This is a genomic window from Acidovorax sp. FW305-C-20-28 (assembly GCF_058783375.1).
The window spans coordinates 216,584-240,927 of the sequence record NZ_JBYSYM010000003.1; the positions used below are offsets into that span (position 1 = coordinate 216,584).

The 24,344-nt window shown below is 68.0% G+C and carries 24 protein-coding genes; 22 read left to right on the top strand and 2 right to left on the bottom strand.

The genetic code is table 11. The features are described 5' to 3' along the window. Positions 1 to 2: 2 nt before the first annotated feature. From AC3WOH_RS06075 to msrA, 11 genes are all read left to right on the top strand, one after another. Complete coding sequence (locus AC3WOH_RS06075; protein ID WP_492228478.1) at positions 3 to 959, top strand: tripartite tricarboxylate transporter substrate binding protein; 957 nt, start codon at positions 3 to 5, stop codon at positions 957 to 959. Next, positions 956 to 2,233 carry a 3-isopropylmalate dehydratase large subunit gene (locus tag AC3WOH_RS06080; RefSeq protein ID WP_492228479.1) on the top strand — a complete coding sequence of 426 codons (1,278 nt, stop codon included), beginning with the start codon at positions 956 to 958 and terminating at the stop codon, positions 2,231 to 2,233. The genes AC3WOH_RS06075 and AC3WOH_RS06080 overlap by 4 nt, the downstream gene beginning before the upstream one ends. Further along, positions 2,230 to 2,736 (top strand): LeuD/DmdB family oxidoreductase small subunit, encoded by a 507-nt coding sequence (locus AC3WOH_RS06085; protein WP_492228480.1) that lies wholly within the window; start codon positions 2,230 to 2,232, stop codon positions 2,734 to 2,736. Before AC3WOH_RS06080 ends, AC3WOH_RS06085 begins: the two co-directional genes overlap by 4 nt. Then, complete coding sequence (locus tag AC3WOH_RS06090) at positions 2,729 to 4,441, top strand: hydantoinase B/oxoprolinase family protein (RefSeq protein WP_492228481.1); 1,713 nt, start codon at positions 2,729 to 2,731, stop codon at positions 4,439 to 4,441. Before AC3WOH_RS06085 ends, AC3WOH_RS06090 begins: the two co-directional genes overlap by 8 nt. Beyond that, positions 4,438 to 6,480 carry a hydantoinase/oxoprolinase family protein gene (locus AC3WOH_RS06095; RefSeq protein WP_492228482.1) on the top strand — a complete coding sequence of 681 codons (2,043 nt, stop codon included), beginning with the start codon at positions 4,438 to 4,440 and terminating at the stop codon, positions 6,478 to 6,480. Before AC3WOH_RS06090 ends, AC3WOH_RS06095 begins: the two co-directional genes overlap by 4 nt. Continuing rightward, positions 6,477 to 7,106 (top strand): cysteine hydrolase family protein, encoded by a 630-nt coding sequence (locus AC3WOH_RS06100; RefSeq protein ID WP_492228483.1) that lies wholly within the window; start codon positions 6,477 to 6,479, stop codon positions 7,104 to 7,106. The genes AC3WOH_RS06095 and AC3WOH_RS06100 overlap by 4 nt, the downstream gene beginning before the upstream one ends. Next, positions 7,103 to 8,509, top strand: a complete 1,407-nt coding sequence (locus AC3WOH_RS06105; RefSeq protein ID WP_492228484.1) for an FAD-dependent oxidoreductase — start codon at positions 7,103 to 7,105, stop codon at positions 8,507 to 8,509. Before AC3WOH_RS06100 ends, AC3WOH_RS06105 begins: the two co-directional genes overlap by 4 nt. After that, the gene (locus AC3WOH_RS06110) at positions 8,506 to 9,369 is read left to right on the top strand and encodes an isocitrate lyase/PEP mutase family protein (protein ID WP_492228485.1); all 864 of its coding nucleotides are present in this window, start codon (positions 8,506 to 8,508) and stop codon (positions 9,367 to 9,369) included. Before AC3WOH_RS06105 ends, AC3WOH_RS06110 begins: the two co-directional genes overlap by 4 nt. Positions 9,370 to 9,616: 247 nt before the next feature. After that, positions 9,617 to 11,116, top strand: coding sequence for an MBOAT family O-acyltransferase (locus AC3WOH_RS06115; RefSeq protein WP_492228486.1), 1,500 nt, complete (start codon positions 9,617 to 9,619; stop codon positions 11,114 to 11,116). Positions 11,117 to 11,130: 14 nt separating this feature from the next. Further along, complete coding sequence (locus tag AC3WOH_RS06120) at positions 11,131 to 12,270, top strand: alginate O-acetyltransferase AlgX-related protein (protein WP_492228488.1); 1,140 nt, start codon at positions 11,131 to 11,133, stop codon at positions 12,268 to 12,270. Between the two features lie 132 nt (positions 12,271 to 12,402). Beyond that, a complete protein-coding gene (msrA, locus tag AC3WOH_RS06125; protein ID WP_492228489.1) occupies positions 12,403 to 12,948 on the top strand; it encodes a peptide-methionine (S)-S-oxide reductase MsrA in 546 nt (181 codons plus the stop codon). Here the strand turns inward: msrA and AC3WOH_RS06130 are convergent. After that, positions 12,935 to 13,903 (bottom strand): class I SAM-dependent methyltransferase, encoded by a 969-nt coding sequence (locus AC3WOH_RS06130; RefSeq protein ID WP_492228490.1) that lies wholly within the window; start codon positions 13,901 to 13,903, stop codon positions 12,935 to 12,937. The genes msrA and AC3WOH_RS06130 overlap by 14 nt on opposite strands. A gap of 102 nt (positions 13,904 to 14,005) precedes the next feature. On the opposite strand from AC3WOH_RS06130, the gene AC3WOH_RS06135 reads away from it, so the two are divergent. The 8 genes from AC3WOH_RS06135 to AC3WOH_RS06170 all read left to right on the top strand — a co-directional run bounded on the left by AC3WOH_RS06135 (position 14,006) and on the right by AC3WOH_RS06170 (position 21,123). Then, positions 14,006 to 14,866 carry a DUF6597 domain-containing transcriptional factor gene (locus AC3WOH_RS06135; RefSeq protein WP_492228491.1) on the top strand — a complete coding sequence of 287 codons (861 nt, stop codon included), beginning with the start codon at positions 14,006 to 14,008 and terminating at the stop codon, positions 14,864 to 14,866. Positions 14,867 to 15,052: 186 nt separating this feature from the next. Beyond that, positions 15,053 to 15,478 (top strand): transcriptional repressor, encoded by a 426-nt coding sequence (locus AC3WOH_RS06140; RefSeq protein WP_492228556.1) that lies wholly within the window; start codon positions 15,053 to 15,055, stop codon positions 15,476 to 15,478. After that, complete coding sequence (locus AC3WOH_RS06145; RefSeq protein WP_492228492.1) at positions 15,475 to 16,140, top strand: ABC transporter ATP-binding protein; 666 nt, start codon at positions 15,475 to 15,477, stop codon at positions 16,138 to 16,140. The genes AC3WOH_RS06140 and AC3WOH_RS06145 overlap by 4 nt, the downstream gene beginning before the upstream one ends. A 4-nt stretch (positions 16,141 to 16,144) precedes the next feature. Beyond that, a complete protein-coding gene (locus tag AC3WOH_RS06150; RefSeq protein ID WP_492228493.1) occupies positions 16,145 to 17,371 on the top strand; it encodes an ABC transporter permease in 1,227 nt (408 codons plus the stop codon). A 32-nt stretch (positions 17,372 to 17,403) separates the two neighbouring features. Next, complete coding sequence (locus AC3WOH_RS06155; protein ID WP_492228494.1) at positions 17,404 to 17,658, top strand: hypothetical protein; 255 nt, start codon at positions 17,404 to 17,406, stop codon at positions 17,656 to 17,658. A 65-nt stretch (positions 17,659 to 17,723) separates the two neighbouring features. Next, on the top strand, positions 17,724 to 18,305 hold the full coding sequence (locus AC3WOH_RS06160; protein WP_492228495.1) for a DUF3299 domain-containing protein: 582 nt from the start codon (positions 17,724 to 17,726) through the stop codon (positions 18,303 to 18,305). A gap of 15 nt (positions 18,306 to 18,320) precedes the next feature. Continuing rightward, entirely contained in the window at positions 18,321 to 18,773 is a 453-nt protein-coding gene (locus tag AC3WOH_RS06165; RefSeq protein ID WP_492228496.1) for a hypothetical protein, read from the top strand. Positions 18,774 to 19,002: 229 nt separating this feature from the next. Next, the gene (locus AC3WOH_RS06170; protein ID WP_492228497.1) at positions 19,003 to 21,123 is read left to right on the top strand and encodes a TonB-dependent receptor domain-containing protein; all 2,121 of its coding nucleotides are present in this window, start codon (positions 19,003 to 19,005) and stop codon (positions 21,121 to 21,123) included. A 13-nt stretch (positions 21,124 to 21,136) separates the two neighbouring features. Here AC3WOH_RS06170 and AC3WOH_RS06175 read toward each other — a convergent pair whose 3' ends face one another. Continuing rightward, positions 21,137 to 22,387, bottom strand: a complete 1,251-nt coding sequence (locus AC3WOH_RS06175; protein WP_492228498.1) for an FAD-dependent oxidoreductase — start codon at positions 22,385 to 22,387, stop codon at positions 21,137 to 21,139. A 205-nt stretch (positions 22,388 to 22,592) separates the two neighbouring features. Between AC3WOH_RS06175 and AC3WOH_RS06180 the strand changes: the two genes are divergently transcribed. Genes AC3WOH_RS06180 through map form a run of 3 tightly spaced genes read left to right on the top strand, consistent with a single transcriptional unit; the run spans position 22,593 to position 24,317 of the window. Beyond that, positions 22,593 to 23,195: a helix-turn-helix domain-containing protein gene (locus AC3WOH_RS06180; protein WP_492228499.1), complete on the top strand. Its 603-nt coding sequence runs from the start codon at positions 22,593 to 22,595 to the stop codon at positions 23,193 to 23,195. Positions 23,196 to 23,238: 43 nt separating this feature from the next. Then, positions 23,239 to 23,514, top strand: coding sequence for a ParD-like family protein (locus tag AC3WOH_RS06185; RefSeq protein ID WP_492228500.1), 276 nt, complete (start codon positions 23,239 to 23,241; stop codon positions 23,512 to 23,514). Next, positions 23,514 to 24,317 carry a type I methionyl aminopeptidase gene (gene map / locus AC3WOH_RS06190; RefSeq protein WP_492228501.1) on the top strand — a complete coding sequence of 268 codons (804 nt, stop codon included), beginning with the start codon at positions 23,514 to 23,516 and terminating at the stop codon, positions 24,315 to 24,317. Before AC3WOH_RS06185 ends, map begins: the two co-directional genes overlap by 1 nt. Positions 24,318 to 24,344 lie beyond the last annotated feature (27 nt).

Sequence of the window (24,344 nt, forward strand, 5' to 3'; positions counted from 1 at the left end):
CCATGACGATTGCACGCCGAAAACTGCTGCTGGCCTTGCCGGCGGCCCTGCCCATGGGCCATGCGCTGGCCCAGAATGCCCCCATCCGCATCCTCGTGGGAGCGCCCGCAGGCGGCTCCACCGACACGCTGGCACGCAACCTGGCGAACGAGATGGGCCGCCAGCTCGGCCGCACCGTGGTGGTGGAAAACCGCCCGGGCGCGGGCGGCAACATCGCCGCCGACGCGGTGGCCAAGGCCGCGCCCGACGGCAACACGCTGCTCATGAGCTTCACGAGCCACGCCATCAATGCCAGCCTTTATCCCTCGCTGCCGTTCGATCCCATCAAGGACTTCACGCCGCTCACCTGTGTGGCGACCTCGCCCTCGATCCTGGTGGCCAACCCAGCGGTGCCCGCCAAGGACGTGCGCGAGCTGATCGCGCTGGCCAAGGCGAAGCCGGGCACGCTCAACTTCGCCATCGGGGCCGTGGGCTCTTCGCTGCACCTGGCAGGCGATGCCTTCAAGATGCAGTCGGGCGCCTACATCGTCAACATCCCCTACCGCGGCACGGCCCCGGCCCTGCAGGACGTGCTGGCCGGGCAGGTGGAGCTGATGTTCGCGGCCGTGGGCAATGCCCAGGCGCAGATCCGCGCGGGCAAGCTCAAGGCGCTGGGCGTGACCAGTGCCAAGCGGCTGCCGGCCTTCCCCGATGTGCCGGCCATTGCCGAGGTGCTGCCCGGCTACGAGTCGAGCGCCTGGTTCGGCCTGTTCGGCCCCGGGCAGATGAACCCCGAGCTGGCGAAGAAGCTCAGCGACGCCGCGCGCCACGCCATCGCCACGCCCGAGGTGAAAAAGCGCCTGGAGACCGAGGGCGCCGTGCCCGTGGGCAACAGCCCCGAGGAGTTCGCGCGTTTCGTGCAGGCCGAGATCCCGCGCTGGGCCAAGGTCGTGCGCTTTGCCGGAGCCAAGCCCGAATGACCCCCCAGCCCAGCACCCTGGCCCAGAAGCTGGTGGCCCGCGCAAGCGAGCGCACCGGCCTGGCACCGGGGGACATCGTCAACTGCAAGGTGGACCTGGCCATGTTCCACGACTCGTCCGGTCCGCGCCGGCTCAAGCCCATGCTCGAAGAGCTGGGTGCCGAGCTGTGGGACAAGTCGCGCGTGGTGCTGGTCATGGACCATTACCTGCCCGAGCGTGACGAGGAGTCGCGCCGCATCGTGCGCATCGCGCGCGACTGGGCACAGGAGCAGGCGCTGCCCCACGTCTACGACGGCCAGGGCATCTGCCATGTGGTGGTGCCGCAGCACGGCCACATCCGCCCCGGCATGTTCTGCGTGGGCGGCGATTCGCATTCGCCCACGGGCGGGGCCTTCGGGGCCTACATGTTCGGCATCGGCAGCACCGAGATGCTGGGCGTGGTGGTCACCGGCGAGATCTGGCTGCGCGTGCCGCAGACCCTGCAGATGCACTGGGGCGGGCAATTGGCTGCCGGCGTGACCGCCAAGGACATGATGCTGCACATGATCGGCCGCTTCGGCATGAACGGCGGCCAGTACCAGGCCGTGGAGTTCGCCGGCCCCGCCGTGCAGGCCCTGTCGATGCAGGAGCGCATGACGCTCTCCAACATGAGCGCCGAGCTGGGCGCGCAGGCCGGCCTGATCGCCCCCGACGCGACCACGCGCGACTGGCTGGCGGCCCACGGCGTGCCCGAGGCGGACCTGCAGGGGCTGGACGCCTGGAGGACCGACCCCGGTGCGCCGCTCACGCGCCACGCATTCGACGCCGACACCCTGGCGCCCCAGGTGGCCGCGCCCCACAGCCCGGCCAATACCGGGGCTGTGGACCAGCATGCGGGCACGCGCATCGACGTGGCCTACATCGGCGCCTGCACGGGCGCCAAGCTCGATGACCTGCGCGCCGCCGCCAGCGTGCTGCGCGGCCAGCGCGTGGCCAGCGGCGTGCGCCTGATGGTGGCACCCGCCAGCCAGCAGGACCAGGCCGCCGCCCGCGATGAAGGCGTGCTGCAGGTGCTGCAGGAGGCGGGCGCCGAGCTGTTCCCCACCACCTGCGGCGCCTGCGCCGGCTATGGCGACACGGTGGGCGACGGCACCACCGTGATCTCCAGCACGGCGCGCAACTTCAAGGGGCGCATGGGCTCGGCCACGGCCCAGGTGTACCTGGCCTCGCCCTACACCGTGGCCGCGTCGGCCCTCAGGGGCCGGATTGCCGACCCGCGCGAGGTGCTGGCATGAGCGCCGTGCCCTTGCACAGGGTCTGGAAGCTCGGCGCCGACATCGACACCGACGTGCTAGCCCCCGGCCATGCGATGAAGCACGGCATCAAGGTGCTGGCACGCCACTGCCTGGAGTCGGTGCGCCCGGACTTCGTGGGCGGCGTGCGCCAGGGCGACGTGATCGTGGCCGGGCCCAACTTCGGCATCGGCTCCTCGCGCGAGCAGGCCGCCGCGGTGCTGGTGCGCCTGGGCATCGTCGCGGTCGTCGCACCTTCGTTCAGCGGCCTGTACTTTCGCAACGCCTTCAACCTGGGCCTGCTGCTGCTGACCTGCCCCGGGGCGGGCCAGGTGGGCGAGGGCGAGCAGATCGCCCTGGACTGGCAAGCCCCGGCGGTGGTCACTGCGGATAGCACGCGCCTGGCGTGCGATCCGATTCCCGCATTTCTCATGGACATGGTGCGTGCAGGCGGCTTGATGAACCAGTTGCGTACCCGATTTGGCAAGGAGGCCTTGAATGGCTGAAAAGACAGCAAGCACCACCAGCGGCATGGACCCCGTCACCCTCGCGGTGCTGCGCGGGCGGCTCGAGCAGATCGCCGATGAGATGGACGCCACGCTGTACCGCAGTGCGTTCAACCCCATCATCGCCGAGGCGCACGATGCCTGCCACGGCCTGTACGACGCGCAGAGCGGCGACACCCTGGTGCAGGGCAAGTCGGGCCTGCCGGTCTTCGTGGGGGCCATGGCCTTCGCGGTGCGGGCGGCCATGCAGGCCGCCAGCGGGCGAGGTGGCATGGCCGAGGGCGATACCTGGCTGTTCAACGACCCGTACGAGGGCGGCACGCACGCCAACGACTTCAAGCTGGTGCGGCCGTTCTTTCGCGGTGGCCGGCTGTACTGCTTCCTCGCCTCGGCCGCGCACTGGCACGACGTGGGCGGCAACGTACCCGGCAACTACAACCCCGCCGCCACCGAGTGCTGGCAGGAGGCGGTGCAGATACCGCCGGTGCGCATCGTGCGCGGCGGCGCGCTGGACGAGGACGTGCTGGCCATCCTCAAGGCCAATACGCGCCTGCCCGACAGCCTGTGGGGCGACCTCAACGGCCAGCTCTCGGCCCTGGACCTGGGCGAGCGGCGCCTGCACGACCTGCTCGACCAGTACGGCGACGCCGTGGTGCTGCAGGCCATGGGCGAGCTGCGCGCGCGGGCCGTCAAGCTCATGCGCTCTCACATCGCGGCGCTGCCCGATGGGCGCTACAGCTTCAGCGACACGCTGGACAACGACGGCGTGAAGGACGAGGCGCTGACCATTGCCCTGGACATGGCGGTGCAGGGCGACCGGCTCACGCTCGACTTCTCGCGCAGCTCCCCGCAGTGCGCCGGGCCGGTGAACATCTCGCGCGCCACGGCCATTGCGGCCTGCTATGTGGCGCTTAAGCACCTGTTTCCGGATGTGCCGGCCAATGCCGGCGTGCTCGACGCAGTGGACTTCGTGCTGCCCGACGGCCTGGTGATCAGCGCCGCGCGGCCACGGCCGGTGGGCGGCTACACCGAGACCATCCTGCGCATGATCGATGTGATCTTCAGCGCCACGGCCCTGGCCGCGCCCGAGCGCGCCATGGCCCAGGCCTACGGCACCATCAATGCGCTGTCCATCGCCGGGCACCGCACCGATGCGGCACGCAAGGGCCAGCGCTGGGTGATGTTCAGCTTCTTCGGCGGCGGCCACGGCGGCCATTCGGACGGCGACGGCATGAGCCACGGCAATGCGCCCATCTCCACTGCGACGATTCCGCCGCTGGAGATCCTGGAGGCGGCCTACCCCGTGCGCTTCACACAGTGGGCGCTGCGCCCGGGTTCGGGCGGCGACGGCCAGCACCGCGGCGGCCTCGGGGCCATCTACGAGATCGAGCTGTTGGAGCAGGACGCTGAGGTCTTCATCTTCGGCGAACGCGGCAAGGCCGCGCCCCAGGGCATCGCCGGGGGCGGGGAGGGCGCCCTGAACGTCTTCAGCTACCAGAACGCGGGCGAGTGGAAGACCCCGCCCATGCGCTCCAAGATGATCGGCATCCAGCTGAAAAAGGGCGAGCGCGTGCGGCTGGAGACGCCCGGTGGCGGGGGCTACGGTGTGCCTGCAGCACGGTCAGCCGCAGCGCGTGAGCGCGACGAGGCGATGGGTTATGTGGTGGTAGGCAACAGCGCAGCAGCAGTGAAAGGCGCAGCATGAGCGGCAAGGCTTCCTTTGTGGTGGGGGTGGACGTGGGCGGCACCTTCACCGATCTGTTCGTGCTGGACGAGGCCGATGGCAGTGCGCGCATCGTCAAGGTGCCTTCCACACGGGGTGAAGAGGCGCGCGGCTTCATGAACGGCGTGGCGCGCGTGGCGGACTCGGCCGCGGCCATCGCCACCATCATGCATGGCACCACGGTGGGCACCAATGCGCTGCTGGAGCGCAAGGTGGCGCGCACCGGCATCATCACCACGCGCGGTTTCCGCGATGTGCTGGAGATGCGCCGCCGCGACCGGCCCCAGACCTGGGGCCTGCGCGGCAGCTTCGAGCCCATCGTGCCGCGCCACCTGCGCCTGGAGGTGGACGAGCGCGTGCTGGCCGACGGCACGCTGCACACGCCGGTGGACCTGGCCCAGGTGAAAGAACAGGCCCAGGCCTTGCTGGATGCGGGTTGCGAGGCCGTGTGCGTGTTCTTCATCAACACCTATGCCAACCCGGCCAACGAGCAGGCGGCCGTGGCGGCCGTGCGCAGCCTGTGGCCCAACGCCCACGTGACGGCGGCCAGCGAGGTGCTGCCCGAGATCCGCGAGTTCGAGCGCTGCTCCACCGCCACGCTCAACGCCTCCCTGCAGCCCGTGGTGGGCAGCTACCTGGAGCGGCTGGAGGGCGACCTGCGCACCCAGGGCTTTGGCGGCGAATTGCTTATCGTGCAGAGCAATGGCGGCGTGATGTCGCGCCAGACGGCCTGCGATGTGCCGGTGCGCACGGCGCTGTCGGGCCCGGCGGCGGGCGTCATCGCCTGCGCGGCCATCGCGCGGGCGGCGGGATTTCCCGATGCGATCACGGGCGACATGGGGGGCACCTCGTTCGACGTGTCGCTGGTCGCCGGCGGCGAGGCGGCCCTGGCCGCGCAGACCGCCATCGAGTTCGGCATGGTGGTGCGCTCTCCCATGATCCAGATCGAGACCATTGGTGCGGGCGGTGGCTCCATCGCCTCGGTGGACGCCAGCGGCATGCTGCAGGTGGGCCCCGAGTCGGCCGGCAGCGTGCCCGGCCCCGCCTGCTATGGGCGCGGCAACACCCGGCCCACAGTGACCGACGCCAATGTACTGCTGGGCCGCATCGCGGCCGACCGGCCGCTGGGCGGCGGCCTGCTGGCCGCCATGGACGCGGCCAAGTCGCGCGACGCCATCGAGACCCATGTGGCATTGCCGCTGGGCCTGGATGTCATGGCCGCGGCCGAGGCCATCCTCACCGTGGCCAATGCGAAGATGGCCGGCGCCGTGCGCGTGGTCTCCATCGAGCGCGGTCACGACCCGCGCCAGTTCGCCTACATGCCCTTTGGCGGTGGCGGCGCCCTGCACGTGTGCGCCATGATGCGCGAGGTGGGCGTGGGCACGGGCATCGTGCCGCGCTACCCGGGCGTCACGTCTGCCCTGGGCTGCGTGATGGCCGACATGCGCCACGACGCGGTGCAGACCCTGAACAAGCCCCTGGCCGAGCTCGACGTGGCCGACCTGCGCCAGCGTGTGCAGGCCCTGTCCGAGGCCTGCCAGCAGCGCCTGGATTCGGCGGGCGTGCAGTTCGTGCAGGTGCAGGAGATCATTGCGCTGGACATGCTCTATACCGGGCAGACGCATACGGTGCAGGTGCCCGTGGCGGCCGGTGCGCTCGGCCGCGAGGGCATAGAGGCCGCCTTCGAAGAGGCCTACCGCGCCGCCTTCGGCCGGGTGCTGGCCGGCATCGCCGTGCGCGTGATGAACCTGCGCTACGCCCGCGTGGGTGTGCGGCCCAAGTTCGACCTCACCGTGCTGGCGCCGCAATCGACCACGCTGAACCCGCCCCTTGGCGTGCAGCGCGTCTTCCATGCCGGCAAATGGTGGGATGCCGTGCGCCACGCGCGGCTGGACTTGCCTGTGGGCGCCCGCATCGAGGGCCCGGCCATCCTGGAGCAGCCCGACACCACTGTGTGGCTGGAGCCCGGCTTCCACGCCACGGTGGACACGCTGGGCAATCTGCTGGTGCGCGCAGCATGAGCAGCGCCACCGCCCCCCTGCAGCCGCGGCGCGTGGCGCTGGTCGTGATTGACCTGCAGAACGATTTTCTTGCCGCCGATGGCGCGTACGCGCGCGGCGGCGCGGTGAGCCCGGCTGCGCTGCCGCTGCCGCCGCGCGTGGCCCAGGTGGCCCAGGCCGTCAAGGCCGGCGGCGGCCTGGTGGCGGGCAGCCAGTTCACGCTGTGGCCGGATGCCGAGGGCGAGCCCATGGTGTCGCCCCACCTCAAGGAGCTGCGGCCCTTTCTGCGGCGCGGCGACTTCGCTCCGGGCGGCACGGGCCAGGCCCATGTGCCCGAGATCGCGCCCTGGGTGGATGTGTCGGTCTGCAAGGTGGCGTATTCGGCCTTCTTCAACACCCAGCTCGACTGGGTGCTGCGCCGCGCGGGCATCGACACCGTGGCCGTGTGCGGCATCGTGACCAACGGCGGCGTGGCGAGCACGGTGCGCGACGCCCACATGCGCGACTACCGCACCCTGGTGCTGTCCGACGGCTGCGCCGCCTTCCGCCAGGAGGTGCACGACACGGCGCTGGCCGATATGGCCAATGTGGCGCAGGTGCTGAGCTGCGCGGACTTTATCGCGGCATTGGCCGCGGAAACCCCATGACGGGCACGCTGCCCACCATTCGCCGCGCCGACCGCATGCCCGCGGCCGCGCAGGACAACCATGTGCCCGTGGCCATCGTGGGCGGCGGGGCCTGCGGCCTCACGGCCGCGCTGGTGCTGCACGACCTGGGGGTGGACTGCGCGGTGCTGGAGCGCGATGCCACGCCCACGGGCTCCTCGGCCCTGTCCTCGGGCTTCATCCCTGCGCCGGCCACGCAGGTGCAAAGGGAGCTGGGCATTGACGACAGCCCCGAGCGCTTTGCCGCCGACATCAGCGCCAAGGCCAAGGGCAGGGCGGCGCCGCACCTGGTGCAGGCCTATGCCCGAGCCATCGGCCCGGCGCTCGATGCGCTGCAGCAGCGCCATGGCCTGGAGTGGCAGGTGCTGGACGGCTTTCTCTACCCCGGCCACAGCGTGCGCCGCATGCATGCCGTGCCCGAGAAGACTGGCGCGGGCCTGATGGGCCGCCTGGCCAATGCCGCGGCGGCGGTCGGCATTCCCCTGGTGACCGATGCTGCCGTGCGCGAGCTCTGGGCCGATGAGACCGGCCTCGTGATCGGTGTGGGCTACGAGCGGCCCGATGGCACGCTGGAGCACCTGTCGTGCGACGCGGCCATCCTGGCCTGCAATGGCTTTGGCGGCAATGCCGCCATGGTGCGCGAACTGCTGCCCGAGATGCGCGATGCCCTGTTCGCCGGCCATACCGGCAACGACGGCAGCGCCATCGCCTGGGGGCGCGCGCTGGGTGCGCGCCTGGCCGACCTGGGCGGCTACCAGGGCCATGGTTCCTGGGCCATTCCCCAGGGCGCGCTGGTCTCCTGGGCGCTGATGATGGAAGGCGGCATCCAGGTCAACGCCCTGGGTCGGCGCTTCCATGACGAGACTGAGGGCTATTCCGAGGCCTCGGTCCATGTGCTGGCCCAGCCGGGCGGCGTGGCCTGGAACGTGTTCGATGCACCCATCCTCGCGCTGGCGCGCGGTTTTCCGGACTTTGTGGATGCCGAGGCGGCGGGCGCCGTGAAGCACTGTGACAGCGTGCAGGCCCTGGCGGCCGTGATTGGGTGCGATGAGGCAGCGCTGGCGGCCACGCTGGCGGGGCAGGGTGCGTACCCACGCCCCACGGCGCGGCCCCTGCAGGCGCCTTTCTGCGCCGTCAAGGTCACGGGCGCGCTGTTCCATACCCAGGGCGGGCTCGACATCGACGCGCAATGTCGCGTGCTCGATACCGCGGGCTGCCCGTTCCCCAATTTGCTGGCCGCCGGTGGCGCGGCGCGCGGCGTCTCGGGCGATGCCGTCTGGGGCTACCTCTCCGGCAACGGCCTGCTGAGCGCCGTGGCCGGCGGCTACCTGGCGGCGCATACCGCCGCCCATCTGCTTCGTCCCCCTACGGGTTCCACTCCATGACTGCCATGACCCTGCACGAACGGCTGCAGCAGCCGAACATCCTCCTGGCCCCTGGCATCTACGACGCGCTGAGCGCGCTGGTGGCCGAACAGGCCGGTTTCGAGGCGCTGTACCTCTCGGGCGCCTCCATCGCCTACACCCGGCTGGGCCGCTCCGATGTGGGCCTGACCACCTACACCGAGGTGGAGGACACGCTGGCGCGCATCACCGAGCGTGTGCGCACGCCCGTCATCGTCGATGCCGACACCGGCTTCGGCAATGCGCTCAACATGCAGCGCACGGTGCGCGGCTTCGAGCGCGCCGGCGCCGCCATGGTGCAGGTGGAGGACCAGGGCTTTCCCAAGCGCTGCGGCCACCTGGATGGCAAGACCGTGGTGCCCGTGGCCGAGATGTGCGGCAAGCTGCATGCAGCGCTGGATGCGCGGCACGATGCCCGAACCCTCATCCTGGCGCGCACCGACGCCATCGCGGTCGAGGGCATCGAGGCCGCCTTCGAGCGCGCCGAGCGCTACCTGGAATGCGGCGTGGATGCGCTGTTCATCGAGGCCCTGCGCACCCCCGAGCAGATGGACGCCGCCTGCCAGCGCTTCGCCCACCGCATCCCCCTGCTGGCCAACATGGTCGAGGGCGGCAAGACCCCTGTGCAGAGCGCGCAGGAACTGGGCGGGCGCGGCTTTCGCATCGCCATCTTCCCTGGCGGCACGGCACGGGCCGTGGCCCACACCCTGCAGGGTTACTACGCCAGCCTGCACACGCACCAGACCACGGCGCCATTCAAGGAGCGCATGCTGGACTTCGACGGGCTCAATGCGCTGATCGGCACGCCCGAGCTGATGGAGCAGGGGCGCAGGTACGAATAGCACCCTGTGGTGCCCGCGCCTGCCAGCGGGCCGGACCCCGTCCCGCCAAAGCCAAGCCAACTCGATGTGATGGCCGTCACCCCCCCAAAGAGGTGGCGGCCCCGACGCTGCACTTTACTGTTGAGTTCGCCCCGCATAATGGAGGGCTAAGCAGTAAGTCAAGAGGGGCTAGGTCACCTCCCCGTCTCACCGCGTCGAGCGGCTCACATCTCCAAGCCCCCGGCCCTGCCGGAGGGGGCCCGTAAATATGGTTTTCAGTTCGTGGCAGTTCATTCTGGTCTACCTGCCGATCGTGGTTCTCATCTTTTTCTTGATGAATCACCTGCGCTGGATCACTGCTGGAAAGGCTTGGCTCGTCATTGCAAGCCTGTTTTTTTATTCGTACTGGGACATAAAGCACCTGCCTTTGATCCTGGGTTCCATTTTTGTGAACTTTGTGATTGGCACGTATCTGGCAAGGTCGCATGGCTCACTCCATGGCGATATGGGCAGGCCGAACCGTGGGATCAGCAGAAAAATGGTGCTGGCCGCAGGCATTGCTGCCAATTTGCTGCTGCTTGGGTACTATAAATACACCAACTTTTTGCTGGACAACGTCAATGCCATCTTTGGCACGGCGCATGCCATTCCGCATGTCGTCCTGCCGCTGGCGATCAGTTTTTTCACTTTCACGCAAATCGTGTACCTGGTGGACAGCTACCGTGGGGAAACTGCAAAATACGGGATTTTGAACTATTCACTTTTCGTGACGTTCTTTCCGCATCTTATTGCGGGACCTATTGTGCACCACCAGCAGATCATGCCCCAGTTCGATTCGCGCTGGACACTCATGCTGAGGAAATCGAATATTCTCAGGGGCCTTTTCATCTTTGGCATCGGCCTTTTCAAGAAGGTGGTCATCGCAGACAACTTCGCGGTGTGGGCCGATGCCGGGTTCGATGGCGGCCAGAGTCTTGGGTTCTTTGCTGCATGGGCAACCAGCCTGGCCTACACCTTTCAGCTGTATTTCGACTTCAGCGGGTACTGCGACATGGCAATAGGCGCTTCGCTGCTTTTCAATATTGCATTGCCCATCAATTTCAATTCGCCCTACAAGGCACTGAGCATTCAGGATTTCTGGCGGCGCTGGCACATCACCCTCAGCAGTTTCTTGCGAGATTATCTGTACATCCCCCTGGGCGGCAACCGAGGGTTGGAATACCAGACCTACATCAATATTTTCATCACATTCGTGCTGGGGGGCTTGTGGCACGGCGCGACCTGGATGTTCGTGGTATGGGGTGCCCTGCATGGCGGGGCACTCGGAGTTCATCGGTTGTGGAAGAAGTGGGGGCGCCCGATGCCAACAGCCTTGGCATGGCTGTTGACTTTTGTGTTTGTGAACATCACCTGGGTCTTCTTCCGGGCCAAGACAATGGAAGATGCGGAGCGGGTGTTGCGGGGAATGGTTGATCTTCGCTCGATCCTGGGAGAGTCCATTGCGTCGGCATCGACATCCGACTTTGCGTGGGCGGGTTGGTTCTCCGATGTCTTGCTGCAATACCTTCCTGCAGGGCTGGTGGGGCAACTGCCTGTCTACGTCGCCATCGTCTTGGCGTTTGTCATCATCCGCCAAAAGAATTCTATCGAGATCGCCAGCGGCCCCTTGGGCAATGCCAAGCTTGCTTACGGTGGATTTCTTTTCTCTATCGCGATGTACGCCATGCTGGCGACCACGAGCTCGGTGTTTCTGTACTTCAATTTCTAATAAGAACAATCACGATGAAGCATCGGGCAAGCATTTTCTTGATCGCCCTGCTGGCAAGTTTGATGATAGTGCCGGCAGTCAATATTTCGCGCGCGCGCAATTTTGAAGCGATCAAGTGGGAGAAGTCATTTTTCTACAATATGGACTTCGCATCGAGCTTTGCAGCGAAATGGTTGTATCCATTTGGGATCAGCATCAACTCCAAGAACGTCGTCATCGGCCGTGATGGCTGGCTCTTCCTGGGCGATTCATTCCAGGCCACCCTGTCGGCTGCTCGCCACCCACCTTCGGCGGAAGATGTGCAACTGGCGAAACAGATTGGCGTGGCTGCTGCTGCCTGGGACGCCTATTTCGCAAGCAAGGGGGTTCAACTCTTCAGGGTCATGGTCGGCCCCAACAAGGGAAGCATTTACCCCGAGCATTTGCCCCGCTGGGCTCAGCCAGTATCACCCAATGCGACGGATGCCCTGTTTTCTGAAACGGGCAAGGTTCTCTATGTCGACCTGCGTGCGCCTTTGCTGGAAGCCAAGGCACGTCAGAAGGCCGATCTCTATTACAAGCTGGATACCCATTGGAACCATCTTGGCTCTGCGATGGGGTTTCGCGCCTTTGCGCAGCAGGTTGGTGCCGCAGCACCAGAGCTGAAATGGCCACCCAGTGAAGCGTATGCATTGACATCCAGCCAGGAAACCAAGGGCGGGGATCTGGCCAATTTTCTTCGGCTGCCGACAGAGCTTTCCGATACCCGATTGGCCATTGGCGCATCCGAGTTTTCTTTGCAAACCACCCGGATCGACTTCGACACCCAGAAAGTCCTGTACAAGGGCGGGCATCTGACCACGATACCGCCGATCAAGCCGGTCCTTGTCCGCACCAGCAATGCCTTGAACCACAAGAAGGTACTGTGGCTCAGGGATTCATTTGGGGACTCAATGTCGGTGATGATGGAGGGGACCTTCAGTGACGTGCTGCAATTGCATTGGCATGAGGCCATCAAACCCGGTGGGCGCCTGGTCCAATTGGTCGAGAGCTGGAAGCCGGACTACGTCTTTTTCACGGTGGTGGAGAGAGATGCGCGAAATGGATGGTTTACCGCCCCTCCGCCCGTGGGGGACTTGAACCAGGCTGTCTCGAAAGACGCCCAATCCCGGTGAAGCCAAGGTGCCCAAGCCATCCTGCATAGGCGAGGGCGGCGGCCAGTTTCCTGTCGCAATGGCCCCGCCCGCACTGCGGCACCCCGGGCCGCGTACCATGCCATGGAATACTTTCATCGCATGGAGACCTTCATGGCAGAGAAACTGCAAACCATCACCCTGGGCGGCGGCTGCTTTTGGTGCACCGAAGCGGTTTTCGACCGCGTGCGCGGCATCACCGACGTGGAAAGCGGCTACACCAATGGCCACATCATCAAGCCGACCTACGAGCAGATCTGCGGGGGCGACACCGGCCATGCCGAGGTGGTGCGCCTGACCTTCGACGCCAGCGAGATCAGCCTCGAAGAGATCCTGGAGATCTTCTTCCACACGCACGACCCGACCACGCTGAACCGCCAGGGCAACGACGTGGGCACGCAGTACCGCAGCGGCATCTACTATGAAGACCCGGCCCATGGTGAGCTGGCCAACGCCATGGTGCGCCAGATGGGGCAGGACAAGCTGTTCGGCGCACCCATCACCACCGAGGTGAAACCCTTGTCCAACTACAGCACGGCCGAGGACTACCACCAGGACTACTTTGCCAAGCACCCGGGGCAGGGCTACTGCGCCTTCGTGGTCGGGCCCAAGGTGGAGAAATTCCGCAAGACCTTCCGCAAGTACCTCAAGGAGGACTGACGGTCCCGGACCGGGCAGTGACCCGGGCGAGCACCACCCCGCCCAGCAACCCGCCCATGGCCTTTTGCAGCCGGGAGGCGGGGCGGGCTGCGAGCAGGGTGCGCATGATGTCCTGTGCGCTGATGACGTCGGCCGGCGCAAAGCCGCTTTCGGACAGCAGGGCCTGCAGTTCGCCGTCGGCCAGAAAGCAGTGCCAGGGTTCGCCCATGCGGCGAAAGCGGCGCGCCATCAGGCCCAGGGCCAGCCGGAGCCCCAGCTCCCAGGGGGCCGGGCGCCGCACGTAGTCGAAGACCAGCATGCTGCCCGGCGCCATGCGCGCCCCGATGCGCGCGAAGGTGGCACGCACCGCCGCAGGCGCCAGGTACATGCTGACGCCCAGCCAGGCGAACACGGTGCGCTCGCGCGGATCGAGGCCGCAGGCCAGCAACTGCTCCATGAAGTCCTGCCGTTCGAAGTCCACCGGCACATGGTTGGCGCCCGCCGGCATCCCCAGCCCGGCCGCGCCAGCCAACTGCTGCTTCCACGCCTGGGTGGCCGGGTGATCGACCTCGAACACCCGCGCCAGCCCTTGCGGCCACTGGCTGCGGCGCAGGGCAAAGGTGTCCAGGCCGGCGCCCAGCAACACATACTGGGTGGCACCATCGGCCACGGCTGCGCGCAAGGTGTCTTCCGCGATGCGGCTGCGGGCGGCCAGGGCGCCGCGCATGGCTTCGGAGAAACTGCCCCGGTCGCTGAGGCGGCCCTCTGGCCCGTGGTCGCGGGCCCATTGGTGCACCTGTGCTGCCAGTTCGGGGCCCAGGATGTCGAGGGCCAGCGGGTCGGAAAAGACTTCGCCGCCATCGAGCAACTGGTGCCGGGCACGGGCGATGCCGCACAGCAGCGCCGTGCGGCTGGGCCGGGCCGAGGCCAGAAGGGGTTGCAGCGCGGGAGCGATGACAGGAGGGTTGTGGCTCATGGTGGCGCGATTCTGGGCGCCAATGTGCTCGCTGTCTTGAAGGTTTTCGCCAAACGGCAGCCCCTGTGCCCGGCCTGTAAAAGCCACTACCATGCGAGGGCCATGCGTCTGCAGCTCACGCTTCCGTTTGCCACCATCGCGCTGCCGCCGCCTGCGCTGGCGGGCTGCATCCGCGCCTATATCCTCAAGGACACGACAGGCCGGCCGGCACCTTTGGGCGGGCAATTGAACCGTTACCCCGCCTCCGTCTATTGCGGTGTCGCCTGGCTTCTGCAGGGTGGCTCGGAACGGGCGGATCCCGCGGGCGGGGCGTACCAGCCACTGGCCTCGACGCTGCTGCTCGGCCCCCAATCCCGGCCGCTGGTCACCCGCAACCCCGGGCCAGTGCGCAGCTTTGGTGTGGTGTTCCAGCCGCATGCCTTCCACCAGATCACTGGCCTGGATGTGGGAGCCCTGGTGGATGGAGTGCTGCCGGCCGAAGATGTGCTGCCATCCCACTGGACAGCGCTTTGCACCCAGGTGCGGCAGGCAGAAAGCGATGCCGAGCGCATGTCCCTGGTCGAGAGCGCGGTGGCCGGCTGGTGGCGGCCGCATGCGGCGGGCTTGGCCGGTAGCGACGACCCCGCGGGCCGCTGGCGGGGTGCCCTGCAGGCCCATGCCATGGCCGTCGGCCTGGGTTCCAGCCTGCGCAATCTGGAGCGGCATGCCCGCACCTGGGCCGGCCAGCCCATGCGCCGCCTGGCCTGGCTGTCGCGCGCGGAATCCACGCTGCTGCAAGCGCGTATGGCCAGTGAGCACAGTGGCGCGCAGCCCCGCTGGCAGGACGTGGCGGCCGACGCCGGCTATGCCGACCAGGCCCACCTGTGCCGCGAGACGCAGCGCGTCACCGGCCTCAGCCCGCGCGAACTGGTCCAGCGTGTCGATGGGGATGAGAGCTACTGGTTCTACCGCCTCTGGTCCTGAGCGGTTGCGGGGTTGAAGCGCCATTGCCCGCCCGCGCTGCCGGGAAATGGCAAGGCCACCGTTTTCACGGGGCATAATGCAAGCCGATTGCGTTACCGGCATGTCTGCCGGTGGCCACCCATCGCCATGCCTACCGCACGATCCACCCCTTCCACTTCAAGCAGCGCCTGGACCTTGCCGCCCGGCATGCGCGCCACCAAGGCCACGCGCGCCCTGGCTGCGCTGTATGAAGCACGTCCCGAGGCAGCGCTGTCCGAATCCGAGGTGGAGGCCGCGCTGGCTGCGGCGGGCGCGCCCGTCAACAAGGTCACCGTCTACCGCATGCTGGACCGCTTTGCCGCCGCCGGCCTGCTGCACAAGCAGGTGGATGCCGCGCGTGTGACGCGCTTTGCGCTGGCATCGCAGGGGGATGATTCCGCCGTGCCGCGCTTCGAGTGCGGCGACTGCCACCGCCAGTTCCGCCTGGCCCAGGGCTCGGCGCGCGTGCAGTCGGCCTTAAAGCAGGTGCTGGCCGCGCTGGCCACGGCGGGCCATGAAAGCCTGGCCGTGGACGTGGCCGTGCGCGGCCGCTGCGCGGGCTGCGCGCACCCGGCCGGGGGCGCGGCCGCATGATACGCACCCGGGGCCTGTCCTACCGCTATACCGAAGGCAGCGCGCCGCTGCGCTTTCCCGATGTGGACCTGCGCCAGGGCGGTACCCTGCTGCTGCGCGGGCGCTCGGGCACAGGCAAGTCGACCTGGCTGGCGCTGATGGCGGGGTTGCGCTCGCCGGCGGGCGGCGACCTCTTCGTGGCCAGCACCCCGCTGGGCACGCAGCGCGGCGCCGAGATCGATGCCTGGCGCGCGCGCTGCGTGGGCTTTCTGCCGCAAAAGCTGCACCTGAGCAGCGCGCTCACCGTGGCCGACAACTTGGCCCTGGTCTACTTTGCCGCAGGCCAGCCGCGCGACGATGCGGCCATTGCCCGCGCGCTGGACCAGGTGGGCGTGGCCGAACTGGCCGGGCGCCGGCCGCACCAGCTCTCGGGCGGGCAGGCGCAGCGCGTGGCATTGGCCCGCGCCGTGCTGCTGCAGCCGCAGATATTGCTGGCCGACGAACCCACGGCCAGTCTCGATGACGAGGCCGCAGCCGACGCCCTGGCCCTGCTGCAGGCCAGCGCAGCAACGTGCGACGCCAGCCTGGTGATTGCCACGCACGACCAGCGCGTGGTGCAGGCCCTGGCCTCCGTGCAGGGCCTTCAGCAACTCGACCTTACCGCCATGCGCGCCTTCTCCTGATCCCATGGCCAAGCTGTTCTCCTTGTCCTGGCGCTACCTGTGGGCGCGCCCCCTGGCCGCCGCGCTCAACCTGCTGGTGCTCACGCTCGGCCTGGCGGCCATCACGCTGGTGTTGCTGGTGGCCACGCAGCTGGACCGCGCCTTCGAGCGCGACCTGGATGGCATCGATCTGGTGGTGGGCGCCAAGGGCAGCCCGCTGCAGCTGATCCTGGCGGGGGTGTTCCACATCGATGTGCCCACGGGCAACATCCCGCTGCAGGAGGTGCAGGCCCTGCAGAAGAACCCGCTGGTGGCCCAGGTGATCCCGCTGAGCCTGGGCGACAGCTACCAGGGGTTCCGCATCGTGGGCACCACGCCCGATTACCTGGCGCTCTACAGCGCCAGCCTGGCCCACGGCCAGCCCTGGGCCCAGCCCATGGATGCGGTTCTGGGGGCCACCGTGGCGCGCGGCATTGCCCGCGAGGGCCATGCGGGCGCCGCGCTCGTGGGCGGCACCTTCATCGGCAGCCACGGGCTGGGCGGGGGAGGGCATGCGCATGGGGAGCACCCCTACCGCGTGGCCGGCGTGCTGGCGCCCTGCGGCTGCGTGCTCGACCGGCTGATCCTCACCTCCACCGAATCGGTCTGGATGGTGCATGAAACTGCTACGGCGTCGGAGCCCGAGGACCTGGAGGTGCTGAAGGAAGAGCGCGAGGTGACCGTGGCCCTGGTGCGCTACCGCACGCCCATGGCCGCCATCACCTTGCCGCGCCAGATCAATGCCGACACCTCCATGCAAGCGGCGGCCCCGGCCATCGAGGTCACGCGCCTGCTGCGCCTGTTGGGCGTGGGGGCCGATGTGCTGCGCGCCTTTGGCGGCGTGCTACTGGGCGTGGCTGCGCTCAGCGTGTTCATTGCCCTGTGGAATGCCGTGCGCGAGCGCCGCACCGATCTGGCCATGCTGCGCATGCTGGGCGCCCCGCCGGGCCGGGTGGCTGGACTGGTGCTGTGCGAGGCCCTGTGGCTGGCCGCCATGGCCTCCGTCCTGGGCCTGCTGCTGGGCCATGGCCTGGCCCACGTGCTGGGCTGGGTGCTGCAGGCGCAGGGGCTGTTGCCCGTGACCGGCCTGGTGTGGCTGCCGGCCGAGGTCGGCGTGCCGCTGATCGCGGGGGCCGTGGCCGCGTTTGCCGCGCTGTTGCCGGCCATGCAGGCCTACCGCACGGAAGTCGCTGATCTGCTCAGCCAACCCTGATCCGATTCCCAACCGTTCCTGAAAGGTTCACCATGAAAAAGCTGATCATCGCCCTGGCCATTGCGCCCCTGCTGCTGGCAGGTGCCATTGCCCACGCCCAGGGCGCGCACACCGACAAGGAAACCAAGGCCGATGTGGAGCGCCACCGCGCCATGGCCGCCGCGCATGAGGCTGCGGCCAAGTGCCTGGAAGCGGGCAAAGGCCATGACCAATGCCAGAAGGAACTCCAGGTGGCCTGCAAGGGTCTGGCCATCGGAAAATTCTGCGGCATGCGCCACGTGCACTGACCCGTTGCACGCAACGCCTGCACAACTGTAAGAAAATAACGCCAGCCCTGTTACCAAGGACTTCCATGCACCACCACCCTCGATTGCCCCGTTCCCTGCCCGCGCTGGTGCTGGCGGCCTGCGCCCTGGCCGGGGTGTCTGGTGTGCATGCCGAAAGCAAGCCCGCGGCCACGGCCGGCGCGCCTTTCAACGCGCCGGTGCTCAGTTCGCCCATGCCGGGCACGGCGCCCCCGGGTTCGGGCGCGGGCTACCACAGCCCCAACAGCCCGATCGCGCCGCTGCCGCAGCGCAATGACGTGGTGCCCTGGTCGGTGCTCAGCGACCTGACCAAGAAGACCACCAAGGATGGCATCCTGCCCGTGTTCAACGCCCAGCAGCAGGGCATGGACAAGACCGTGCAGCGCATCCAGGGCTTCATGATGCCGCTCGATGCCAAGGCCACGCAGACGCACTTTTTGCTCACCTCCGTGCCGCTGACCTGCTCGTTCTGCATTCCGGGCGGGCCCGAGAGCATGGTCGAGGTCAAGGCCAAGACGCCCGTGCGCTACTCGCTCGAACCCGTGGTGGTCGAAGGCCGCTTCACGGTGCTGAACAACGACCCCTATGGCCTGTACTACCGCGTGGTCGAAGCCGTGCCGGTGAAGTAAGCCCACCGTCTTCCCGTGAACCGCTCGCGCACTCCGCTGATGGCCTTGCAGGCCGTCTCCTCCCGCATGGGGCACCCAGCCCCGGAGGCAGGTGCACGCGCGTGGGCGGCCCGGCTGGCCCTGGTCTGGGTGGTGCTGGCCCTCGCCTGGGTGCCCACGGTCGGGCGGCTGCACCAGATCGCCCACGCCCAGCCACTGGCGCAGATCCACGCGGGCCATGGCCCGTTGGTGGCGGCGGATCAGGGCGCAGCCCATGGTGCCTCGGCTGGCTTCCTGTCGAGCCACAGCCTGGTCGACTGTCTTTTGCTCGACCAGCTTGCGCTGGGCGACGCCCTGCACAGCGCCTCTGTGGTGCTGTTGCCCCCTTCGCCAGCCCCTGCGCCGGTGGCCTCGCATGCCCACGGCGTGCAGGCGCGCCATGCGGCGCTGTTCCAGGCGCGCGCCCCGCCGTCCGCGCTGCGCGCCTGACAGCCTTTTCTCTCCCCGCATGGGCCACCTGGCCCGCAGGGCAGGGTCTGGCCCCGTTGCGCACGCTGCTGCTATCCCTGTTTCCCTGAATCCACTGCGGTAGGCGCCTGTTCGTCAGGCGGCTGCCGGCATGCCGTTTTCTTTTCCTTGATTCATGCCCCGCGGCATGAAGGCCTGCGCCCGTGACCGGCCGCTGCCTCGCTGCGCGCACGCTTTTGCACTGAATACCATGACGACACCTTCGCTCCACTCCACCTCCCGCCGTCCCACCCTGCACCTCGCCTTGCATCCCGTCGCCCTGGCCGCCATGCTGGCCCTGTCGGCCGGCAGCAGCCTGGCCCAGACGGCGGCACCGGCTGCGCCCGACGCGGCGGCCAATGCCCCCAGCCTGCCATCCGTCACGGTGTCCACCAGCGGCTTGCAACTGGGTGTCAATGAAATGACCACACCCGTGAGCGTGCTCGAAGGCGATGACCTCGTGCGCCGCCGCGAGGCCACGCTGGGCGAAACCCTGAACAGCGAACCCGGCATCACCAGCAGCCACTTCGGCGCGGGCGCCAGCCGCCCCATCATCCGCGGCATGGACGGCCCGCGCGTCAAGGTGCTGTCCGATGGCGCCGAGCTGCACGATGCCTCCACCATCAGCCCCGACCATGCGGTGGTGTCCGAGCCCCTGCTGGCCACGCAGATCGAGGTGCTGCGCGGCCCGTCGGCCCTGGTGCATGGCAACGGCGCCGTGGGCGGCGTGGTCAATGTGCTCGACGGCAAGATTCCCACCGCCATCCCGGAAAAGGGCTACGAAGGCAGCGCCGAGCTGCGCGCCAACAGCGGCGCGCGCGAAGGGGCAGGCGCCTTCTCGCTGACGGGCGGCGCCGGCAATCTGGCCGTGCATGTGGAAGGCGTGTCGCGCGATGCCAGCGACTACCGCGTGGGCAAGGGCTGGGCCCCCAATGGCGAACCGGCGCGCAAGGTGCTGGGCAGCTTCAACCGTACCGACACGGGCAGCGTGGGCCTGTCGTGGGTGGGCGAGCGCGGCTACCTGGGCGCCGCCTACACACGCCAGACGGCGCGCTACGGCCTGCCGGGCCACAACCACAGCTTCGAGGGCTGCCATACCCATGGCGACCACCTGCACTGCGGCGCGCATGGAGACGATGACGGGCACGACCATGACCACGGCGCCGAGGCGGGCGATGTGCCGGTGGTGGACCTGCGCAGCGAGCGCTTCGACGTGCGCGGCGAACTGCGCAACCCGTTCGCCGGCTTCTCGGCCCTGCGCCTGCGCGCTGGTGTCACGGACTACAAGCACGACGAAGTCGAAGACGGCGCCATCAGCACCACCTTCAAGAACAAGGCCTACGACACGCGCGTGGAGCTGCAGCACGAGCCCATCGCCGGCTTCAAGGGCGTGTTCGGCCTGCAGACCTCGCAGCGCAAATTCAGCGCCGAGGGCGAGGAAGCCTACGTGCAGCCCACCGTCACGCGCAAGACCGGCCTGTTCATGCTGGAGGAATACCGCATGGGCGACTGGCGCTTCGAAGGCGCGCTGCGCCACGACCGCCAGACGGCCGAAGCGCAGGACTCGGGCATCGAACGCAGCCACAATGGCACCTCGGCATCGCTGGGTGCCGTGTGGCAGTTCACGCCGGGCTATTCGCTGGGCGCCTCGCTCACGCGCGCCAGCCGCGCGCCCTCGGCCGAGGAGCTGTATGCCAACGGCCTGCACATGGCCACCAGCACCTACGAGCGCGGCAATGCCGACCTGCGCTCGGAGACCTCGCAGAACATCGACCTGAGCCTGCGCAAGACCAGCGGCGACACCACCTTCAGCGCCAGCGTGTTCCGCAACCGCGTGAACAACTACATCTACGGCCGCACGCTCGACGCCGTGGACGGCCTGCAGCTGCTGCAGTACGCCCAGGCCGACGCCACCTTCACCGGCATCGAAGGCCAGGTGCGCCAGCGCATCACGCGCAACCTGGGCGTCACGCTGTTCGGCGACACCGTGCGCGCCCGCCTGGCCGGCGGCGGCCTGCTGCCGCGCATTCCCGCTACGCGCGCCGGTGTGCGCCTGGATGCGAACTGGAACGCCTGGGAAGGCCAGGTCGAATGGGTGCAGGTGGCGCGCCAGAACCGCGTGGCCGAGTTCGAATCGGCCACGCCCGGTTACGGCATGCTCAACCTGGGCGTGAGCTACAGCGGCAAATACAACGGCGAGACGCCCTGGCAGGTCTACCTCAAGGCCAACAACCTGACGGACCGCCTGGCCTATGCCCACACCTCGTTCATCAAGAACGCGGCGCCGCTGATGGGGCGCAATGTGACGCTGGGGGTGAAGGTCTCCTTCTGACGATGCGGAGGGTTCAGAACCGGTCCCAGCGGTAGGGCGCCATGTCGATGGCCGGCGGCAGCCCGTCCAGCTGGTCGCATACCAGTTGGGCGCTGCCGCTGGCCATGGTCCACCCCATGGCGCCGTGTCCGCAGTTGAAGAACAGGTTGGCATGCCTGCTGCTGCGACCCAGGACGGGCAGGCCGTCCGGCGTCATGGGGCGCTGACCGGTCCATGGCTTGGGCTGCAGCCTGGCGGCCGGGGCATAGATCGACGCCGCAAACCGTTCCAACGCCGCCATGCGGCGGCGCACCAGCGATGGGCTGCGCGGGATGCCGATGTCCGCAAAGCCGGTAAAGCGCACCGCGTTGCCGAACGAGGCCCACGCGATCTTGTGCTGCAGCGAGACGGCCCCCACGCGAGGCTGCGGGCCCAGGGCTTCTTGGTGCGCATAGGTGACCGAGTACCCCGTCACCGGGTAGATGGGCAGGCGGTAGCCCAACGGCCGTGACAACGCGGCCGCGCCGAGACCTCCGGCCATGACCACGGCATCGCAAGCCCAGAATGCCTGGGCGGTGCGGATGCCCGCCACGCGCCCCCGGTCTACCTGCAGGCTCTGGACCTGTTGTCCGAGGTGGAACTGCGCCCCCAGGGCCTGCGCCGCCTGCACAGCCTGGTCGGTGAAGGTGCGCGCGTTGCCGGTCGCATCGGTACGGCAGAAGATGCCCGCGCCAAAGCGCTGCACCGCGGGCGCCAGCAGTGGCTCTGCCCGGGCAATACCGGCGCTGTCCAGCATTTCATAGGGTTCGCGCGCCAGGTCCAGCAAGGCCAATTCCTGCGCATCGCAGGCCTGTCCGGGTGCGAGCAGGTACACGATGCCTGCGGCGGCATGCCCGTAGTCCGCGGCCGCCACCGCCCGCTGGTCCACCTGCAGCGTGCGCGAATAAGCCGACAGCGCCACCGAAGCCGCCGAATTGCGCTGCCACCGTGCGGCTGTGCACTCGCGCAGAAAGCGCAGGCCCCAGGGCCACAACGCCGGGTCGCTCCAGCGGGCAATGCCCATGGCATCGTCCGTGCCGGCCAACACCCCCGCGAGCGCGTGCAGCACGCCGGGCGATGCCCAGCTGAAGCTGTGGCCTGGCGAGATCAGTCCCGCATTGGCAAAGCTGGCGCCCTGGGCGGGTGCGTTGGCCGCCTCCAGCACGGTCACCTCGTGGCCTCTTGTGGCCAGTTGCAGGGCCGTCGTGGTGCCCACCACGCCTGCACCGATCACTGCAACGCGCATGCCGCACCTCCCGGGATCGGGTCTGCCGCGTGGGCGGGGTGGTGGCGCAAAGGCTGGGGCAAGAGGTGTGCGGCTGGCATGGCATGGCCTGGTTGCAAATCGTATTTGCAATTTTATTTGCAAATATGCAAATTTCAAGATCCCCGGCCTCCCGACCCACTGGTAGGATCGAAGCAACCGCTCCTTCCCATGCTGCGGCCCCCCCATGCATGCGATGACAACGCCCCCTTCAGAACCCGCACTCGACCGCGAGACGCTCAGTGCGCGCGTGCGTGCCGCGCGGCACGACAAGCGCATGACCCTGGTGCAGGTGGCGCAGGCCGCAGGCATATCGGCCGCCACCGTTTCGCGCGTGGAGCGCGGCCAGATGTCGCTGACCTACGAAAAACTCACCGCACTGGCGCGGGCCCTGGGCATCGAGCTGTCCAGCCTGCTGGCCGGCAACGGGGCAGCGGTGAGCAGCAGCACAGGGCCGTCGCTCACGCGGGCCGGGCAGGGCGTCAGCTACCGCTCGGATGCCTACCTGTACACCTGGCTCAATGCCGATCTTGCGCGCAAGCGCATGACACCGACCCGTATGGTCGTCTATGCGCGCACGCTGCAGGAGTCACCCGGCTACTCCCGCCATGCGGGTGAAGAGTTTCTGTTCGTGCTGTCCGGGGCGCTGCAGGTGCACTTCGAGACCGGCGAAGTCATCGACGTGGCCCAGGGCGACTGCCTGTATTTCGACAGCCGTGTCGGCCACTTCTTTCTGTCCACTGGCAAGGGCAACGCGGAGATCATTGGAGCCATCAGCGAGACGGGCTGATCAGGGTTTACACGAAACGTATATGTTTCGTATAATTCAACCCATGGGCATCGTCAAAATTTCCGACCAAATGCACGAGAACCTGCGCATTGCGAGCAATGCGCTGTCTCGTTCCATCAACTCCCAGGCCGAGCACTGGATGCGCGTGGGCATGCTGGCCGAACTGCACCCCGAGCTCAGCCACAGCCAGATCAGCCAGTTGCTGATCCGCGCCGAGCAGGCGGGCGGGTTCGATCTGGCCGCGCTCGCGCAGGCGCTGCCGTCTGCCGGCAGTGGCATGGGCGACAAACCCAGCCTCCAGGTCAGGCGGGTGCAGTGATGGGCGCCCGCCACCCCCAGGTCATCATCAAGACGCCGGCCGAAATCGCCCAGTCGCGCATTGCCGCCCAATTGGCAGCGCGGGTGCTGCAGATGATCGGCCCCTATGTTCAGCCCGGCGTCTCCACCGAGGCGCTGGACGACCGCTGCCGCGAGTTCATCGTCAACGAACTCAAGGCCATCCCCGCCAACATCGGCTACCACGGCTTCACCAAGACGGTGTGCACCTCCGTCAACCACGTGGTCTGCCATGGCGTGCCCGCGGCCGACAAGGTGCTCAAGAAGGGCGACATCATCAACATCGACGTGGCCGTCATCAAGGACGGCTGGTTCGGCGACACCAGCCGCATGTACTACGTGGGCGAGCCCAGCCGCCTGGCGCGCCGCCTGGTGGAGACCACCTACGAAGCCATGTGCGCCGGCATCCGCCAGGTGCGGCCCGGCGCCACCCTGGGCGACGTAGGCCACGCCATCCAGACCGTGGCCGAGCGCGAGCGCTTCAGCATCGTGCGCGACTACTGCGGCCATGGCATCGGGCAGATCTACCACGAGGACCTGCAGGTGCTGCACTACGGCCAGCCCGGCCAGGGCATCGTGCTCGAAGAGGGCATGGTCTTCACCATCGAACCCATGGTCAACGTGGGCCGGCGCGAGACGCGCGAGCTGCCCGACGGCTGGACCGTGGTCACGCGCGATCATTCGCTCTCGGCCCAGTGGGAGCACATGGTGGCGGTCACGGCCGACGGCTTCGAGGTGCTGACGGCCTGGCCCGAAGGCGCGGGCAGCTACCCGGCGATTGGCTAGTGTCCTGAGTTGGAAGTTCGTTGAAGA

What these genes read in the sequence shown, in the direction of transcription:
- AC3WOH_RS06075 (WP_492228478.1), top strand. Translation starts at nt 3, where the DNA reads ATGACGATTGCACGCCGAAAACTGCTGCTGGCCTTGCCGGCGGCCCTG.
- AC3WOH_RS06080 (WP_492228479.1), top strand. Translation starts at nt 956, where the DNA reads ATGACCCCCCAGCCCAGCACCCTGGCCCAGAAGCTGGTGGCCCGCGCA.
- AC3WOH_RS06085 (WP_492228480.1), top strand. Translation starts at nt 2,230, where the DNA reads ATGAGCGCCGTGCCCTTGCACAGGGTCTGGAAGCTCGGCGCCGACATC.
- AC3WOH_RS06090 (WP_492228481.1), top strand. Translation starts at nt 2,729, where the DNA reads ATGGCTGAAAAGACAGCAAGCACCACCAGCGGCATGGACCCCGTCACC.
- AC3WOH_RS06095 (WP_492228482.1), top strand. Translation starts at nt 4,438, where the DNA reads ATGAGCGGCAAGGCTTCCTTTGTGGTGGGGGTGGACGTGGGCGGCACC.
- AC3WOH_RS06100 (WP_492228483.1), top strand. Translation starts at nt 6,477, where the DNA reads ATGAGCAGCGCCACCGCCCCCCTGCAGCCGCGGCGCGTGGCGCTGGTC.
- AC3WOH_RS06105 (WP_492228484.1), top strand. Translation starts at nt 7,103, where the DNA reads ATGACGGGCACGCTGCCCACCATTCGCCGCGCCGACCGCATGCCCGCG.
- AC3WOH_RS06110 (WP_492228485.1), top strand. Translation starts at nt 8,506, where the DNA reads ATGACTGCCATGACCCTGCACGAACGGCTGCAGCAGCCGAACATCCTC.
- AC3WOH_RS06115 (WP_492228486.1), top strand. Translation starts at nt 9,617, where the DNA reads ATGGTTTTCAGTTCGTGGCAGTTCATTCTGGTCTACCTGCCGATCGTG.
- AC3WOH_RS06120 (WP_492228488.1), top strand. Translation starts at nt 11,131, where the DNA reads ATGAAGCATCGGGCAAGCATTTTCTTGATCGCCCTGCTGGCAAGTTTG.
- msrA (WP_492228489.1), top strand. Translation starts at nt 12,403, where the DNA reads ATGGCAGAGAAACTGCAAACCATCACCCTGGGCGGCGGCTGCTTTTGG.
- AC3WOH_RS06130 (WP_492228490.1), bottom strand. Translation starts at nt 13,903, where the DNA reads ATGAGCCACAACCCTCCTGTCATCGCTCCCGCGCTGCAACCCCTTCTG.
- AC3WOH_RS06135 (WP_492228491.1), top strand. Translation starts at nt 14,006, where the DNA reads ATGCGTCTGCAGCTCACGCTTCCGTTTGCCACCATCGCGCTGCCGCCG.
- AC3WOH_RS06140 (WP_492228556.1), top strand. Translation starts at nt 15,053, where the DNA reads ATGCGCGCCACCAAGGCCACGCGCGCCCTGGCTGCGCTGTATGAAGCA.
- AC3WOH_RS06145 (WP_492228492.1), top strand. Translation starts at nt 15,475, where the DNA reads ATGATACGCACCCGGGGCCTGTCCTACCGCTATACCGAAGGCAGCGCG.
- AC3WOH_RS06150 (WP_492228493.1), top strand. Translation starts at nt 16,145, where the DNA reads ATGGCCAAGCTGTTCTCCTTGTCCTGGCGCTACCTGTGGGCGCGCCCC.
- AC3WOH_RS06155 (WP_492228494.1), top strand. Translation starts at nt 17,404, where the DNA reads ATGAAAAAGCTGATCATCGCCCTGGCCATTGCGCCCCTGCTGCTGGCA.
- AC3WOH_RS06160 (WP_492228495.1), top strand. Translation starts at nt 17,724, where the DNA reads ATGCACCACCACCCTCGATTGCCCCGTTCCCTGCCCGCGCTGGTGCTG.
- AC3WOH_RS06170 (WP_492228497.1), top strand. Translation starts at nt 19,003, where the DNA reads ATGACGACACCTTCGCTCCACTCCACCTCCCGCCGTCCCACCCTGCAC.
- AC3WOH_RS06175 (WP_492228498.1), bottom strand. Translation starts at nt 22,387, where the DNA reads ATGCGCGTTGCAGTGATCGGTGCAGGCGTGGTGGGCACCACGACGGCC.
- AC3WOH_RS06180 (WP_492228499.1), top strand. Translation starts at nt 22,593, where the DNA reads ATGCATGCGATGACAACGCCCCCTTCAGAACCCGCACTCGACCGCGAG.
- AC3WOH_RS06185 (WP_492228500.1), top strand. Translation starts at nt 23,239, where the DNA reads ATGGGCATCGTCAAAATTTCCGACCAAATGCACGAGAACCTGCGCATT.
- map (WP_492228501.1), top strand. Translation starts at nt 23,514, where the DNA reads ATGGGCGCCCGCCACCCCCAGGTCATCATCAAGACGCCGGCCGAAATC.